The 15735-nt window shown below is 71.2% G+C and carries 11 protein-coding genes and 2 pseudogenes; 5 read left to right on the forward strand and 8 right to left on the reverse strand.

Features of this window, described 5'->3' with window-relative positions; all coding sequences use genetic code 11:
- Nucleotides 1-237 precede the first annotated feature (237 nt).
- Genes hutU through hutI form a run of 4 tightly spaced genes read right to left on the reverse strand, consistent with a single transcriptional unit; the run spans nucleotide 238 to nucleotide 5375 of the window.
- Nucleotides 238-1911, reverse strand: a complete 1674-nt coding sequence (gene hutU, locus QM699_RS14435) for a urocanate hydratase (protein WP_415011783.1) — start codon at nucleotides 1909-1911, stop codon at nucleotides 238-240.
- Nucleotides 1904-2707, reverse strand: a complete 804-nt coding sequence (gene hutG / locus QM699_RS14440) for an N-formylglutamate deformylase (RefSeq protein ID WP_415011784.1) — start codon at nucleotides 2705-2707, stop codon at nucleotides 1904-1906. The genes hutU and hutG overlap by 8 nt, the downstream gene beginning before the upstream one ends.
- Nucleotides 2707-4224: a histidine ammonia-lyase gene (gene hutH, locus QM699_RS14445; protein ID WP_415011785.1), complete on the reverse strand. Its 1518-nt coding sequence runs from the start codon at nucleotides 4222-4224 to the stop codon at nucleotides 2707-2709. Before hutH ends, hutG begins: the two co-directional genes overlap by 1 nt.
- A complete protein-coding gene (gene hutI, locus QM699_RS14450) occupies nucleotides 4221-5375 on the reverse strand; it encodes an imidazolonepropionase (protein WP_415012761.1) in 1155 nt (384 codons plus the stop codon). Before hutI ends, hutH begins: the two co-directional genes overlap by 4 nt.
- Nucleotides 5376-5488: 113 nt before the next feature.
- Here hutI and QM699_RS14455 point away from each other — a divergent pair, with 113 nt between their 5' ends.
- From QM699_RS14455 to QM699_RS14465, 3 genes and pseudogenes are all read left to right on the forward strand, one after another.
- Nucleotides 5489-6850 (forward strand): formimidoylglutamate deiminase, encoded by a 1362-nt coding sequence (locus tag QM699_RS14455; RefSeq protein WP_415011786.1) that lies wholly within the window; start codon nucleotides 5489-5491, stop codon nucleotides 6848-6850.
- Between the two features lie 206 nt (nucleotides 6851-7056).
- Nucleotides 7057-8067 (forward strand): annotated as a pseudogene (locus QM699_RS14460) (sulfatase-like hydrolase/transferase); the annotation flags it as partial.
- Between the two features lie 584 nt (nucleotides 8068-8651).
- Complete coding sequence (locus QM699_RS14465) at nucleotides 8652-9296, forward strand: M10 family metallopeptidase C-terminal domain-containing protein (RefSeq protein WP_415011787.1); 645 nt, start codon at nucleotides 8652-8654, stop codon at nucleotides 9294-9296.
- 85 nt (nucleotides 9297-9381) lie between these two features.
- Here the strand turns inward: QM699_RS14465 and rpmE are convergent, their stop codons facing one another.
- From rpmE to trmD, 3 genes and pseudogenes are all read right to left on the reverse strand, one after another.
- Nucleotides 9382-9603, reverse strand: coding sequence for a 50S ribosomal protein L31 (gene rpmE, locus QM699_RS14470; RefSeq protein ID WP_415011788.1), 222 nt, complete (start codon nucleotides 9601-9603; stop codon nucleotides 9382-9384).
- Between the two features lie 11 nt (nucleotides 9604-9614).
- Nucleotides 9615-9992 (reverse strand): 50S ribosomal protein L19, encoded by a 378-nt coding sequence (rplS, locus tag QM699_RS14475; protein WP_415012762.1) that lies wholly within the window; start codon nucleotides 9990-9992, stop codon nucleotides 9615-9617.
- 54 nt (nucleotides 9993-10046) lie between these two features.
- Nucleotides 10047-10808: pseudogene (gene trmD, locus QM699_RS14480) on the reverse strand (tRNA (guanosine(37)-N1)-methyltransferase TrmD); the annotation flags it as partial.
- Between the two features lie 171 nt (nucleotides 10809-10979).
- On the opposite strand from trmD, the gene QM699_RS14485 reads away from it, so the two are divergent.
- On the forward strand, nucleotides 10980-13250 hold the full coding sequence (locus tag QM699_RS14485; RefSeq protein ID WP_415011789.1) for a sulfatase-like hydrolase/transferase: 2271 nt from the start codon (nucleotides 10980-10982) through the stop codon (nucleotides 13248-13250).
- A gap of 25 nt (nucleotides 13251-13275) precedes the next feature.
- On the opposite strand, the gene QM699_RS14490 is transcribed toward QM699_RS14485, so the two are convergent.
- On the reverse strand, nucleotides 13276-14775 hold the full coding sequence (locus tag QM699_RS14490) for a D-alanyl-D-alanine carboxypeptidase family protein (RefSeq protein ID WP_415011790.1): 1500 nt from the start codon (nucleotides 14773-14775) through the stop codon (nucleotides 13276-13278).
- Nucleotides 14776-15035: 260 nt separating this feature from the next.
- Here QM699_RS14490 and QM699_RS14495 point away from each other — a divergent pair, with 260 nt between their 5' ends.
- Nucleotides 15036-15530: a phasin family protein gene (locus QM699_RS14495; protein ID WP_415011791.1), complete on the forward strand. Its 495-nt coding sequence runs from the start codon at nucleotides 15036-15038 to the stop codon at nucleotides 15528-15530.
- Nucleotides 15531-15735: the final 205 nt, after the last annotated feature.

Consider the following 15735-nt stretch of genomic DNA (forward strand, 5'->3'; position numbering starts at 1 on the left):
GAACGACGGATTTGGCGGGTGACAAATCCGTCCGCGACTGCCCCTCCGGGGGGCAGGCGCGTTTCCGCGCCCGCCGGGGCAGCCACGGCCGGATGGCGCCCTTCCGCAGAGATCTCCACCCCTCGCAGCCTTTGCCTGGGCAAAGGCTGCCCGGCCCGGAAAACTCTCCACTGGAGAGTTTCCTTGTCGGGCCGGCACTCGCGCAAGCGCGCTTCGGTCGGTACAGGAAGTCGCCCGTCAGTTCCCGAGGATCCCCGGCAGCCGCAGCCCGTGCTCGCGCGCGCAGTCGAGCGCGATCTCGTAGCCCGCATCCGCATGCCGCATCACCCCGGTCGCCGGGTCGTTCCAGAGCACCCGCCCGATGCGCTGCGCCGCGGCGTCGGTGCCGTCGCAGACGATCACCATGCCCGAGTGCTGCGAAAAGCCCATGCCGACGCCACCGCCGTGGTGCAGCGACACCCACGTCGCACCGCTGGCGCAGTTGAGGAGCGCGTTCAGGAGCGGCCAGTCGCTGACCGCATCCGACCCGTCCATCATCGCCTCGGTCTCGCGGTTCGGCGACGCGACGGAGCCCGAGTCGAGGTGGTCGCGCCCGATCACCACCGGGGCCTTCAGCTCGCCCGTGCGCACCATCTCGTTGAAGGCGAGGCCGAGCCGGTGCCGCTGCCCGAGCCCGACCCAGCAGATGCGCGCCGGCAGGCCCTGGAACGCGATGCGCTCGCGCGCCATGTCGAGCCACTGGTGCAGGTGCGCGTCGTCGGGGATCAGCTCCTTCACCTTGGCGTCGGTGGCATGGATGTCGGCCGGGTCGCCGGACAGCGCGGCCCAGCGGAACGGGCCGATGCCGCGGCAGAACAGCGGCCGGATGTAGGCCGGCACGAAGCCCGGGAAGGCGAAGGCATCCGCCAGCCCCTCCTCCAGCGCCATCTGCCGGATGTTGTTGCCATAGTCGACGGTCGGCACGCCCGCCTTCCAGAAGTCGACCATCGCGGCGACATGGACCTTCATCGACGCCCGCGCCGCGCGCTCCACCGCCTTCGGGTCGCTCTCGCGCCCTGCCCGCCACTCGGCCATGGTCCAGCCCTGCGGCAGGTAGCCGTTGATCGGATCGTGCGCGCTGGTCTGGTCGGTCACGATGTCGGGCCGCACGCCGCGCCGCACCAGCTCGGGGAAGACGTCCGCCGCGTTGCCGAGCAGGCCGACCGACTTCGCCTCGCCGGCGGCCGTCCACCGCTCGATCATCGCCAGCGCCGCGTCGAGGCTCTCGGCGCGCTCGTCGACGTAGCGGGTGCGCAGGCGGAAATCAATCGAGTCCGGGTTGCATTCGACGGCGAGGCAGCAGGCGCCCGCCATCACCGCGGCCAGCGGCTGCGCCCCGCCCATGCCGCCGAGGCCGCCGGTCAGGATCCAGCGGCCCCTGAGATCGCCGCCATAGTGCTTGCGGCCGGCTTCGGCAAAGGTCTCGTAGGTGCCTTGGACGATGCCCTGGCTGCCGATGTAGATCCACGAGCCTGCCGTCATCTGGCCGTACATCATCAGGCCCTTGCGATCGAGCTCGTGGAACTTGTCCCAGGTCGCCCAGTGCGGCACGAGGTTGGAGTTGGCGATGAGCACGCGCGGCGCGTCGGCGTGGGTGCGGAAGACGCCGACCGGCTTGCCCGACTGCACCAGGAGCGTCTCGTCGTCGCCGAGCGACTTCAGCGTCGCGACGATGCGGTCGAAGTCCTCCCACGTGCGCGCCGCCCGGCCGATGCCGCCATAGACGACCAGCTCGTGCGGGTTCTCGGCCACATCCGGGTGCAGGTTGTTCATCAGCATCCGCATCGGCGCCTCGGTCAGCCAGCTCCGGGCGCTGATCTCGGGTCCGGTGGGCGGATAGACGTCGCGGGTGTTCTTGCGCGGATCAGACATCGCGGCCTCCGAGATCGGCGGTCATCCCCGCCAGCGTTTCGAGAATGCCCCCGAGCGTGCGGCGCAGCCGCCGGGCGCGCTCCGGGTCACAGGCGAAGGGCGGCGCCTCCGTGGCGAGGTGGGTCGCCTGCGCCAGCTCCATCTGCAGCGCGTGGACGCCAGCCTCCGGCCGCCCGTAGTGCCGCGTCGTCCAGCCGCCCTTGAAGCGCCCGTTCGCGACGTAGGTGAAGCCCGAGTCGCGGCATTGCGCCAGAACCGCGGCCTCGACGCTGGGCGCGCAGGACGTGCCCTCGGCGGTGCCGACGTTGAGGTCGGGCAGAACCCCGTCGAACAGGTAGGGGATGACGCTGCGGATCGAGTGGCAGTCGTAGAGGATCGCCACGCCATGCGCGGCGCGCACCCGCTCGATCTCGCGCGCCAGCATCCGGTGATACGGCGCATGGTAGGCGGCCGTGCGCTCGGCCACCTCCTCCGGCCCCGGCGCCTCGCCGTCGCGCCAGATCGGCCGGCCGTCGAAGTCCGTCACCGGACAGAGCCCGGTGGTGTTCTGGCCCGGATAGAGGCTCGCGTCGTCAGGGCCGCGGTTCGCGTCGATGAGGTAGCGGTGAAAGGTCGCCCGCACCGTCGTCGCACCGGGCAGGAGCCCGGCGTAAAGCTCGTGGATGTGCCAGTCGGTGTCGGCGAGCCGCTGGCCGACCGGGTTCAGCCGCGCGAACACGTCGTCCGGCAGCCACGTGCCGGTGTGCGGCAGGCCGAGGATCACCGGCCCGTCGCCCTGTACGACCTCGACCAGCATCAGCCGAGGTCCGGGAAGGCGGCGCCCGAGGCCGCGACCAGCGCGCCGTCGCGGACCAGCGCCGCGGCGGCCTCGAGGTCCGGGGCGAGATAGCGGTCCTCGGCGAGGGGCGCCACGTCCTGCCGCAGCCGCGCGAGCGCCGCGGCGAGCGGCACGCTGGTGCTCAGCGGCGCGCGCACCTCGACGCCCTTCGCCGCGCAGAGCGCCTCGATGCCGATGATCCGCTCGAGGTTTCGCACCATCGGCGTCAGCCGCCGGGCACCATGGGCTGCCATCGACACATGGTCCTCCTGATTGGCGCTCGTCGGGGTCGAGTCCGTCGAGCACGGCGTGGCGAGGTGCTTGTTCTCGCTCATCAGCGCCGCGCTCGTCACCTCGGCGATCATGAAGCCGGAGTTGAGGCCGGGGTCGGTGGCGAGGAACGGCGGCAGGTCGTGCGACAGGGTGGGATCGACCATCAGCGCCACCCGCCGCTGCGCGATCGCGCCGGTCTCGGCGACCGCAAGCGCGATCACGTCGGCGGCGAAGGCCACCGGCTCGGCGTGGAAGTTGCCGCCCGAGACGATGGCGTCCTCCAGCACCAGCGGGTTGTCGGTGGCGGCGTTCGCCTCGATGACCAGCGTCGCCGCCGCCTGCCGGAGCAGGTCCATCGCCGCGCCCGTCACCTGCGCCTGGCAGCGGATGCAGTAGGGATCCTGGACCCGGGTGTCGCCCTCGCGATGGCTGTCGCGGATCGCCGAGCCCGCCATCACCGCCCGCATCGCCGCCGCCGCCTCGATCTGGCCGCGGTGCCCCCGCAGCGCGTGGATCTCCGGCCGCAGCGGCGCGGTCGAGCCCATGATCGCGTCGGTCGTGAGGCACGACACCAGCAGCGCCGCCTGCGCCGCCCGCCACGCCCCGAACAGGCCCGCGAGCGCCCAGGCGGTGGAGAACTGCGTGCCGTTGATGAGCGCCAGCCCCTCCTTCGCAGCCAGCTCGATCGGCGCGAGCCCGACCGCGGCCAGCGCCGCCGCCCCGGGCAGGCGCCGGCCGCCGACCTCGGCCTCGCCCGCGCCGATCATCACCGCCGCCATGTGCGCGAGCGGCGCCAGATCGCCGGAGGCGCCGACCGAGCCCTGCACCGGCACCACAGGCACCACGCCGGCGTCCAGCATCCCCTGCAGCAGCGCGACCAGCTCCCAGCGCACCCCCGACGCCCCGCGCCCGAGCGAGACGAGCTTCAGCGCCATCATCAGCCGCACCACGGTCGCGGGCGTCGCCTCGCCGACGCCCGCACAGTGCGACAGGATGAGGTTGCGCTGGAGCAGCGCGGTATCCTCCGCCGCGATCCGCTTGCTCGCGAGCTTGCCGAAGCCGGTGTTGATGCCGTAGACGGGCGCCCCCGCCGCCACCACCGCCGCGACGCGGGCGGCGGCGGTCTCGATCGCGCCGCGCGCCGCGGGATCGAGTGTCGCGTCGGCGCCGCGCCACACCGCTTCCAGCTCGGGGAGCGTCACCGCCCCGGGAACAAGGATCATGCCTCGCCTCCGAAAATCCGCCGGCTCAGCGGGTTGTAGCCCATGCGATAGGAAAGCTCCGCCGGGTGCGCCACGTCCCAGACCGCCAGATCCGCCCGCCGCCCCGGCGCGATGACGCCCGCGTCGTCGAGCCCGAGTGCGCGGGCCGCCTCGCGGGTGGCCCCCGCCAGCGCCTCCTCCGGCGTCATCCGGAAGCAGGTGCAGGCCATGTTCATCGCGAGCAGCAGCGAGGTGAGCGGCGAGGTGCCCGGGTTGCAGTCGGTCGCCACCGCCATCGGCACGCCCGCGGCCCGCAGTCCCGCGATCGGCGGCGCCTGCGTCTCGCGCAGGGCATAGAACGCGCCGGGCAGCATCACCGCCACCGTCCCGGCCGCGGCGAGCGCCGCGATGCCGTCGGCGTCGAGGTATTCCAGATGATCCGCCGACAGCGCCGCGAACTCGCGCGCCGCCATCGCCGCCCCCCCGAGGTTCGACAGCTGCTCCGCGTGCAGCTTGACCGGCAGGCCGAGCGCGCGCGCCGCCGCGAACACCCGGCGGATCTGGCTGACCGAGAACGCGATGCCCTCGCAGAAGCCGTCGACCGCATCGACCAGCCCCTCCGCCGCCGCCGCCCGCAGCGTCGGGATGCAGACCGTGTCGATGTAGGCGTCCGCGTCCATCCCGTCCGGCACCGCGTGCGCGCCGAGAAACGTCGTGCGGACCCGCACCGGCCGCGCGCGCCCGACGGCGCGGGCCACGCGCAGCACCCGCAGCTCGGTGTCCCGGTCGAGGCCGTAGCCGGACTTGACCTCCAGCGTCGCCACGCCTTCGGCGATCAGCGCATCCGCCCGCCGCAGCGCCGCGGCAAGCAGCTCCGCCTCGCCAGCCGCGCGCGTCGCCCGCACGGTCGAGACGATGCCGCCCCCGGCCCGCGCCACCTCCTCGTAGCTCGCGCCGAGGAGCCGCATCTCGAACTCCCGCGCGCGGTCGCCGCCGAAGACGAGATGGGTGTGACAGTCGATCAGCGCCGGTGTCACCAGCCGGCCGCCGAGGTCGCGCTCCGGCAGGCCCGCCCCGACCGTGCCGCGTGGGCCGACCGCCTCGATCCGCCCGCCGCGCAGCGCCACGGCGCCGTCCTCGACCAGGCCGTAGGCGGCGCTGCCGGGCTGCATCGTCGCGACGGCGACGTTGACCAGAACCTCGTCCAACCCGAGCGCCCCCCTTTGCCTTCGCCGGCATAATCGACTTAACTCGCACCCGCCCGCAAGCAGGATGCCCAACGACGATGCCCGCGCTCTTCGCCCCCCGTGCGCTTCTGCCCGACGGCTGGGCGAGCGATGTCCGCATCACGGTCGAGGAGGGCCGCATCACCGGCGTCGCGCCCGAGGCCGAGGTCGTCGCCGGCGACCGCGTGCTCGGCCGGTGCGCCCTGCTGCCGGCGCCGTCGAACCTGCACAGCCACGCCTTCCAGCGCGCCATGGCCGGCATGACCGAGCGGCGCGGCCCCGCTGCCGACAGCTTCTGGACGTGGCGGCGGCTGATGTACCGCTTCCTCGACGTGCTCACGCCCGACGAAATCGAGGCGATCGCCGGCCTCGTCTACGTCGAGATGCTGGAAGCGGGCTACGCGGCGGTGGCGGAATTCCACTACCTGCACCACGCCCCCGGCGGGACGCCCTACGCCGACCCGGCCGAGCTGTCGCACCGAATCGTCGCGGCGGCCGAGGCGACCGGGATCGGCCTCACCCTGCTGCCGGTGCTCTACACCTGGGGCGGGGCCGACCGCACGCCGCTCGCCGGCGGGCAGCTGCGCTTCGGCAACGACCTCGACGCCTTCCTCGCCCTGCACCAGCGCGCCGGCGCCGGCCTTGCCCGCGACGGCCGGCTCGGCGCGGCGCCGCACTCGCTGCGCGCCTCGACGCCCGACGACATCCGCGCCCTGCTCGCCGCGGTGCCGGACGGCCCGATGCACATCCATGCCGCCGAGCAGGTACAGGAGGTGGAACAGGTCTCCGCCTGGCTCGGGGCGCGGCCGGTCGACTTCCTGCTCGATGCCGTCGGCCTCGGGCCACGCTGGTGCCTGATCCACGCCACCCAGATGACCGCGGCCGAGACCGCCCGGCTCGCCGCCTCCGGCGCCGTTGCCGGCCTCTGCCCGATCACCGAGTCGAACCTCGGAGACGGCATCTTCGACGGCGCCCGCTACCGCGCGGCCGGCGGCGCCTTCGGCATCGGCTCGGATTCCAACGTGCGCATCGCTTTGGGGGAAGAGCTGCGCACCCTAGAATACAGCCAGCGCCTGCGCGACCGCGCGCGCAACGTCCTCGCCGAGCCGGAAGCGTCGGTCGGCCGGACGCTCTACGACGCGGCGGTGGCGGGCAGCGCGCGGGCGCTCGGCCGCGACGCCGGCGCGCTGCGGCCCGGCGCGCTGGCCGATATCGTCGCGATCGACGTCGACGACCCGGTGCTGATGGCGCTCTCCGACGACGCGCTCCTCGACGGCTGGATCTTCGCCGCCGACGACCGGGTGGTGCGCGACGTCTGGTCCGCCGGCCGGCACGTGGTGCGCGACGGCCGGCACGTGGCACGCGATGCGGTCGAGGCGCGCTATCGCGCCGCGCTTCGGGGCGTCCTCGCGCGGCTCTGAGGTCGATCAACCACAGCCGGCGGCCATCCTCCGCCGAACCCGCGGTAAACCAGCCGCGAAGGCTGGACAGCGGCAGCTTTCGCCTTATACACGATAATCCCGGTCGTGATAATCGTGTTTACGGCCGGTTTCTGAGGCCGCCCCTCTCCCCCGGACGGGCCGGCCGAAAACGCTAGGAGTCGATCTTGCCAGCCAAGAACCTCGTCATGTTCACCGTCGACGACCTGCGCTCGACGGCGGATTGGGGCCATTTCGCATCCCTCGTCGTCACGCCGAACCTCGACCGGCTGATGGACGCCGGCACCACCTTCCAGAACGCCATCACCCAGGTCCCGCTGTGCAATCCGTCGCGCTCCAGCGTCCTGACCGGACAGCCGCCGTCGCAGACCGGCATCCTCGACAATCAGGTGCCGTGGTACGACCGGGTGAGCGCGGGGGATACGCTGCCCGCGGTGCTGCGTCAGGCCGGCGCTTACGTCGCGATGTACGGCAAGAACTTCCATGACGACCCGATCCCCGACCGCGACCGGGCGATCCTGTTCGACGACTTCCGCTATCCCGCAACCAACATCCGGCCGGAACAGGTGCTGCACGACGGCGTCTGGCACACCTCGCCCTTCCTGACCGGACACTATGGCGGCGCCGACAACCTCCGCGACGCGCAGACCGCGGCGGCGGCGGTCGACTTCCTGACCGACACGGCGCCCGATCTCGCGAAGCCGTTCTACCTCGGCGTCGGCATCAGCCACCCGCACCTCGACTGGGTGGTCCCCACCGCGTACTGGGATCTCTACGACGAGGACGCCATCCGTGCCGCGCTGCAGGCCAGCCTCGCGGACGGCACCATCCTGCCTGGCCGGACCGAGCTGACCGACGTGCCGCCGATGACCGGCCAGCTCTACAACTCGGTCAACGGCGACATGGACGCGTGGGTCGACTACATCCACGGCTATCTCGCGTCGGTGAGCTACGCCGACGCCAAGATCGGCGAGGTGCTCGACGCCCTCGCCGCCGACCCGGACCTCGCCGCGGACACCGCGATCGTGCTCTGGAGCGACAACGGCTTTCATCTCGGCGACAAGAACCGCTGGGAAAAGTCGACGCCGTGGCGCGCCGCGACCGAGGTGCCGCTCGTGATCGTCGACCCCGACGCCAGCGGCGGCAAGGTGGCGAGCCAGGTGGTCAGCCTGACCGATATCTACCCGACCGTCCTCGACCTGATGGGAATCGACCGGCCGAAGGCGCTCGACCTCGCCGGCACCAGCCTGGTGCCGCTGGTCAGCGATCCGACGCGGACGTGGTACGATCCCGACACCGGCAAGGGCGTGGCGCTGACGACCATGTACGGCGTCGTCTCGATCCGGGCGCAGATCCCCGGCGAGGGCGACCTGCGCTATACGCGCTATCCCGACGGGACGAAGGAGGCTCTACGACCTGACGCGCGACCCGGACGAGCACGTCAATCGCCTGAACTACCGCACCGGCGACGGCCTCACCGATCGCGACGACCGGCTGCTCGCCAGGATGCAGGCGCTCCTCGACGAGCGCGCCGCCGATGCCGGCCTGCATCTCGGCGACGGCACCCGGGCGCTGGCCGGCACTGCGGGCGACGAGATGTTCGTCTCGACCAAGGGCGCCGGCAGCAACGCCTTCGCCGGCGGGGCCGGGGACGACACCTATCTGCTCTACGCATCCGCCACCGTCACCGAGGCGGCGGGCGGCGGGCGCGATCAGATCGTGCTGCTCAACGGCGCGATCGAGTTCGAGCTATCGGCTGCCGCTCAACGTCGAGATGCTCGAGGTGGCGCGCTTCGGCACCGGCAATGCCGCCGACAACTGGATTTACGCCACCGGCCGCTCCGGCACGCTGTCCGGGCTGGGCGGCAACGACCGGATCCACGCGGGCAACGGCGACGGCTTCACCCTCGACGGCGGCGAGGGCAACGACACGCTTGCCGGCGGCAACGGCGCGGACACGCTGCTCGGCGGCAACGGCGCCGACAGCCTGTCGGGCGGCGACAAGTCCGACGTCCTCACCGGCGGCGGCGGAAGCGACATCCTCACGGCCGGTGCGGGCAAGGACACGCTGACCGGCGGCCTCGGCGCCGACCGCCTCGCCGGCGGCGGCGATCGCGACACCTTCGTCTTTGCCGCAGGCCATTCCACGCCGGCGGCGGCCGACACCATCACCGACTTCCAGGCGCCCGGCGCGGCGGCGGGCGACCGGATCGACCTTTCGGCGATCGACGCGCGCGCCGATCTCGCCGGCGACCAGGCCTTCGTCTTCGGCGGCACCGGCGCAGGCCACCTGCGCGTGGTCGAGGAGGGCGGCCGCAGCATCGTGCTCGGCAACGTCGACGCCAGCGCCGCGAGCGAGCTGCGCATCGTGCTCGACGATGGCGGAACGGCCGCCGCGGCCTACGCCGCCGCCGACTTCGTGCTCTGAAACGACCGCGCCGCCGGCCGGGATCCCTCCCCGCCGGCGGCGCGCTTCAGCTCGGTCGCGGCCCGGGCCGCGATCGCGTCCGAAATCAGAAGCCGAGCCCCTCATACTTCTTCTTGAACTTCGACACCCGGCCGCCGGTGTCCATGAGCCTCGCCGAGCCGCCGGTCCAGGCCGGATGCGCCGACGGGTCGATGTCGAGCACCAGCGTGTCGCCTTCCTTGCCGTAGGTCGAGCGCGTCCGGTACGAGGTGCCGTCGGTGAGCTTCACTTCGATGAAGTGATAGTCGGGATGAATGTCCTGCTTCATGATCGGTCCCCTCAGCTCTCGGACTTTTCGCGATAGTTGGTCTTCTCGCTGATGCGGGCGGACTTGCCGCGGCGCTCGCGCAGGTAATAGAGCTTCGCGCGGCGGACCTTGCCGCGGCGCACGACGGTGATGCCGTCGATGTTCGGCGAGTGGAGCGGGAAGACGCGCTCGACGCCCTCGCCAAAGCTGATCTTGCGGACGGTGAAGCTGGCGCCGATGCCCGCGCCGCCGCTGCGACCGATCACCACGCCCTCGTACGCCTGAACGCGCGAGCGGGTGCCCTCGGTCACCTTGTAGCCGACGCGAACCGTGTCGCCCGGCGCGAAATCGGGGATCTCCTTGCCGAGCGCCTTGATCTGCTCGGCTTCGAGCTGCGCGATGATGTTCATCGGCAATCGTCCTTCTCTGGCCCGCCGTTTGCGGCGGAGGTGTGCGCGTCCGAGAAGCTCTGCCTCTCCTGCCGGGTCTGCTGCCGTGGCGCCGGTCTCCCCCGCCACGTAGGCCCGCCAGAGGTCGGGACGACGTTCCTTGGTCAGCCGCTCCGCTTCCGAGCGTCGCCATGCGGCGATCCGTCCGTGATGTCCCGAGAGGAGAACCTCGGGGATCGCCAGACCTTCCCACTCGGGCGGGCGGGTGTATTGCGGGTGCTCGAGAAGGCCGCCGGCGAAGCTTTCCTCCACCGTCGACTCAAGATTGCCCAGAACGCGCGGTATAAGGCGAACGGTGGCGTCGATCAAGGCCATCGCCGCGATCTCGCCGCCGGTCATCACGAAGTCCCCGAGGCTCAGCTCCTCCACCCCGCGCGCGGCGATCAGCCGCTCGTCGATCCCCTCGAAGCGGCCGCAGAGGATCGTCACCCCCCGCCCCGCCGCCAGCCGCCGCACCCGGGCCTGGTCGAGCCGCGGGCCGCGCGGCGAGGGATAGATCACCGGCCAGTCCGCCGCTGGCAGCCCCGTCGCCAAGCCGTCGAGCGCCGCGGCCGCCACATCCGCGCGCAACACCATGCCGGCGCCACCGCCGGCGGGCGTGTCGTCCACCGTGCGGTGCCGGTCGGTCGCCCAGTCGCGCAGGTTCGCGACCTCCAGCCGCCAGAGCCCGCGCTCCACCGCCCGCCCGATCAGCGACAGGCCGAGCGGCCCGGGAAACATCTCCGGCATCAGCGTCAGCACCCGCGCGGTCCACGGGGCATCTGTCGGGTCGGTCATGCCGGTGCTCCGGTTGCGGTCGGCGGGTCCTAGCCGGCCGGCCGCCGATGGTAAAGCGGGCGGCCCGCAGGTCTGGAACTCTTGGCGACCGGCGTGAAAGCCAAGACCAGACAAGAACTCGGCCAGCGCAACCATCGCCCAAGGCCAAGAGCAACCGCCGGAGACCCCGCCATGCCAGCCAGAAACGTGGTGATGTTCACCATCGACGACATGCGATCCGTCGCGGATTGGGGAAATTTCGCCTCTTTGGTCGTCACGCCCAACATCGACCGGCTGATGGACGACGGCATCACCTTCGACCGGGCGATCGCTCAGGTGCCGCTCTGCAACCCGTCGCGCTCCAGCGTCTTCACCGGCCGCCAGCCCAGCGCCACCGGCATCCTCGACAACGACATTCCCTGGTACGACCGCAACGACCCGAGCGAGACGCTGCCCGCGGTGCTGCGGCAGGCCGGCGTCTACGTCGCGATGTACGGCAAGAACTTCCACGACGACCCGATCTCGGCGGCGAATCAGCGGATCCTGTTCGACGACTTCTATTACCCGGCCACCGACGGCCAGGCCTCGCAGATCCGCCACGACGAGGTCTGGCACACCTCGCCGTTCGTCAGCGGCCACTACACCGGGGTCGACAACCTCCGCGACGCCCAGACGACGGCCGCCGCGGTCGGCTTCCTCGCCAATCAGGCGGGCGACCTGACCCAGCCGTTCTATCTCGGCGTCGGCATCAGCCGGCCGCATCTCGACTGGGTGGTCCCCACCGCCTACTGGAACCTCTACGACGAGTCGGACATCCGCGCGGCGCTGCTGAAGAGCCTCGCGGACGGCACGATCCTGCCGGCGATCGACGAGTACTTCGACGTGCCGCCGATGAACCGCCCGGCTTCGGTCGCGGCGACGATCGCCGCCGACCTGGACCTCTGGGTCGACTACATCCACGGCTATCTGGCGTCGGTGAGCTACGCCGACGCCAAGATCGGCCGCGTGCTCAACACCCTCGCCGCCGACCCCGACCTCGCCGCGAACACCTCCATCGTGCTCTGGAGCGACAACGGCTTTCACCTCGGCGACCAGTCGCGCTGGCAGAAGAACACGCCCTGGCGCACGACGACCGAGGTGCCGCTCGTCATCGTCGAGCCCGATGGCGTCGGCGGCCAGCACGCCAGCTCGGTCGTCAACCTCGTCGATCTCTACCCCACCGTCCTCGACCTGATGGGCGTCGACCGGCCGGACGGCCTCCGGCTCGACGGCACCAGCCTGATGCCCCTCGCCCGGCACCCGAACGCCAGCTGGTTCGATCCCGACTCCGGCAAGGGCGTGGCGCTCAGCCTGGTCGAGGGCATCGTGTCACTGCGCGCCACCCTGCCGGCCTTCGGGGATATCCGCTACAGCCTGTACCCGGACGGCCGCGAAGAGCTCTACGACGTCGGCCGCGACCCATACGAGCACACGAACCGCCTCGACATGGACACGGGCGAGGGCCTCACCGTCCGGGACAGTCGCATCCACCGCACCATGGCGGCGCTTCTCGACGAGCGGTTGAACACCGCCGGCATCCACCTGAGCGAGCACGGCGAGCGCATCAACGGTGGCGCGCGGTCGGAGATGTTCATCTCCTCGGCCCGGGCCGAGGGCGACGTCTTCGCCGGACGCGGCGGCGACGACACCTATGTTCTCTACGCCCGCGCGACGGTGATCGAGCAGGCGGACGGCGGCAACGACACGCTCTATCTGATGAACCGCCAGCTCGAGCGCAATTTCAAGCTGCCGGCCAACATCGAGATGGTGAAGGTACTGGCGACCTTCACCGGCAACGCCGCCGACAACTGGATCGCCGGCACCGATCCCGCCGGCACCCTGCGTGGCCTCGGCGGCAACGACACGCTGCAGGCCGGCAGCGGCTCGGGCGAGTATACGCTCGACGGCGGCCTCGGCAACGACGCGCTGACCGGCGGCAACGGTGCCGATGTCCTACGCGGCGGCGACGGCAACGACGTCATGGGCGGCGGCGCCGGGAAGGACACGCTGTCGGGCGGCACCGGCAACGACCGCCTCCTGGCCGGCGCGGGCAACGACGTGCTCTGGGGCGGACGCGGCGCCGACCAGCTTTCGGGCGGCGAGGGCCGCGACACCTTCGCCTTCCGCAGCGGCAGCGAATCGCCTGCGACCGGCTCCGACACGCTCGACGGGTTCGACGCGCCCGGTGCCGGCAACGGCGACCGGATCGACGTCTCCGCGATCGACGCCAACACCGCCGTCGCGGGGAACCAGAGCTTCGCGTTCGGGGGCAGTGCCGGCCGGCACCTGCGCGTGGTGGACCAGGGCCGCTATACCGTGGTCCTCGCCAACACCGATTCGGATCGCGCCGTCGAGCTGCGGCTGGTCATCGACGACCACGGCGTCCGCGCGTCGGCCTATACGGCCGACGACTTCATCCTGTGACGGGTGCCCCGACCGGGCGCCGGGATCAGATGCCCGGCGCCAGCGGCAGGCAGTCGGCCTGCATCCGGGCCAGCGAGGCGCAGGCCGCGAGGGCCGATTTCTGGTCCAGCCCGACGAACTGCGCGCGGTAGACGGTGACGCCCTGCACGCGCGCGGCCTCGACCCGGCGCAGGCCGCCGGACAGCGCCGGCACATCCATCAGCGCCGTGGTCAGGAGCTGCCGCTCCGCATCGCCCTTGGCGCGGTACGAGCCGAGCTGCACGCCCCACTCGTTGCCGCCGGTGGTGCCGGCCGGGCTCGCCGGCAGCGCGTCGTCCTCGGCCACCACGTCGCGGCGCTGCGGCAGGACCGCCTCGGCGACGGCGAAGGTCGAGGCGCGGCCCACCAGCGCGACAGGCTCGGACGCAGGCTCCGCCGCGGACGCGACACCGGGCCGCGGCAGCGGCCGCGCCCCGGCCTCCATCGCCGGAGAGCGCGTCGCCTGAGTCGCCAACTCGGAATTCACCTCGGCGATGGCCGCGGCGATGCTGGCGCTGTTGCGGCTGATCTCGGCGCTGTCGAGCGCGCGCGGCAGCGGCCGGGTCAGCGCCAGCGCGCCGCTCGCGTCCGCGACCACCGGCATCGCTTCCGACACGCTCGGCTGCGGCGCGGCCACCTTCGCGACGGGTGCGGCCGACGCGACCAGCGTGCGCAGCGGCGCAGGCGGCACCACCGCCGCCACAGCCGGCATCGCCGAGAAGCCGAAGTCCATGAGCTTCGCGGCATCGGCATTGCGCTGCGCCGTCGACCGCTCGCCGAGGATCGCGACGATAACCCGGCGATTGCCGCGCTGCGCCGAGGAGACGACGTTGAACCCGGCAACCTTGGTGTAGCCGGTCTTGATCCCGTCCGCGCCCGGATAGGCGTCGAGCAGCCGGCGGTTGGTGTTCTTCACCGTCGACAGCCCGGCCGAGGTCGAGGTCCGGCCGAAGATGTTGTAATACTGCGGGAAATCGTAGACCAGCCGCCGCCCCAGCGTCGCCATGTCGCGCGCGGTCGACAGATGCCCCTCGCGGGTCAGCCCGTTGGCGTTCTTGAAGGTGGTGTTGGTCATGCCCATCGCGCGGGCATAGGCGTTCATCCGCGCCGCGAATGCCGCCTCGGACCCGGCCACGGCCTCGCCGAGCGCCGTCGCCGCGTCGTTCGCCGACTTGATGGCGGCGGCGCGAATCAAATAGCGCAGTTCGATCGTCTGGCCCGCCCGCAGGCCAAGGCGCGACGGCGGCTCGCTCGCCGCGTGCTCGGAAATCGTCACCTGCTGGTCGAGCGACATCCGCCCGGACTTCAGCTCGTCGAAGACGATGTAGAGCGTCATCATCTTGGTGAGCGACGCGGGATACGCCCGGTTGTCGGCGTTCACCGCCTTCAGCACGGCGCCGGTGCGCGCGTCCATCACCACGGTGGCGAATTGCTGGGCCTGCGCCATGGTCCCGAGCAATAGCATTACAACGGCGAGAATCACCCCGCGCGACACGGTCTGGAACATCACTGCCTCCGGCGTGCTGCGACGCCTTGCCTCGGGTTTATCGCAAACGCTACGCGGCGAATGCTTTATTTTCGGTTAAGCTAGCATGGGCCTCCCGACTCGAAAACACATTTGTTTCAAGGCATGCGGCAGTGTGGCTCGCGTGCCCGAGCGCCAATTTACCCTACGTCATGATGCAGTGCAGCAAAAGTTGTTGACGCAATGCAGCATCGCCTGTATACCCATGTCATCGGAGGAACGATAAACCGGAGATTGAGAAGATGACCACCCGCGCCGCGACCGCCAAGACTGCTGCCGAGAAGACCCTCGACGTCACCCAGAACGCCGTGCAGGAAGCGACCGCGAAGGTCGAGACCTTCGTCGCCGACGCCCAGAAGACCGCCACCGAGCAGTTCGAGAAGTTCTCGAAGGGTGTCGAAGGCTTCACCACGTTCTCGCAGGAGAATGTCGACGCTCTCGTGAAGTCGTCCGAGATCGCCGCCAAGGCCGCCGAAGGCATCGGCACCGAGATTTCCGCCTACTCGAAGAAGTCGTTCGAGGACGGCGTTGCCGCCGCCCAGGATTTCGCCTCCGCGAAGACCCTGACCGAGCTGTTCGAGAAGCAGACCTCCTTTGCGCAGTCCGCGTTCGAGGGCTTCGTGAGCCAGGCGACCAAGATGAACGAGATCTACGTCGCCGCTGCCAAGGACATCAGCGCCCCGATCGGCGCGCGCGTGACCGCCGCCACCGAGGCGATGAAGTCCTTCAGCCTCTGAGCGCCGTTTCTTGATTGGTACGCTCTCGCGGGCGCTCATCCTCCCTGGCGGCCCGTATCGAGCGAGAATGACGAGTACCTTCCCCGGTGGCCCAGCCACCGGGGTTTTTGCTGCCTGACGCCCCCCACGCCGACGCCGCCCGCGCATGCCCGTCGCGTGGCGTGACGACACGTCATGCCCCGCCCCTTCCCAATTTCAGCCGAAC

This window comes from Amaricoccus sp., assembly GCF_047602525.1.
GTDB lineage: Bacteria > Pseudomonadota > Alphaproteobacteria > Rhodobacterales > Rhodobacteraceae > Amaricoccus.

Bases quoted from the DNA above. Each gene is read 5' to 3' on its own strand.
- hutH (WP_415011785.1), bottom strand. From the start codon at position 4,224: ATGATCCTTGTTCCCGGGGCGGTGACGCTCCCCGAGCTGGAAGCGGTG.
- QM699_RS14485 (WP_415011789.1), top strand. From the start codon at position 10,980: ATGCCAGCCAGAAACGTGGTGATGTTCACCATCGACGACATGCGATCC.
- hutI (WP_415012761.1), bottom strand. From the start codon at position 5,375: ATGCAGCCCGGCAGCGCCGCCTACGGCCTGGTCGAGGACGGCGCCGTG.
- QM699_RS14495 (WP_415011791.1), top strand. From the start codon at position 15,036: ATGACCACCCGCGCCGCGACCGCCAAGACTGCTGCCGAGAAGACCCTC.
- rplS (WP_415012762.1), bottom strand. From the start codon at position 9,992: ATGAACATCATCGCGCAGCTCGAAGCCGAGCAGATCAAGGCGCTCGGC.
- QM699_RS14455 (WP_415011786.1), top strand. From the start codon at position 5,489: ATGCCCGCGCTCTTCGCCCCCCGTGCGCTTCTGCCCGACGGCTGGGCG.
- QM699_RS14490 (WP_415011790.1), bottom strand. From the start codon at position 14,775: ATGTTCCAGACCGTGTCGCGCGGGGTGATTCTCGCCGTTGTAATGCTA.
- hutG (WP_415011784.1), bottom strand. From the start codon at position 2,707: ATGCTGGTCGAGGTCGTACAGGGCGACGGGCCGGTGATCCTCGGCCTG.
- hutU (WP_415011783.1), bottom strand. From the start codon at position 1,911: ATGTCTGATCCGCGCAAGAACACCCGCGACGTCTATCCGCCCACCGGA.
- rpmE (WP_415011788.1), bottom strand. From the start codon at position 9,603: ATGAAGCAGGACATTCATCCCGACTATCACTTCATCGAAGTGAAGCTC.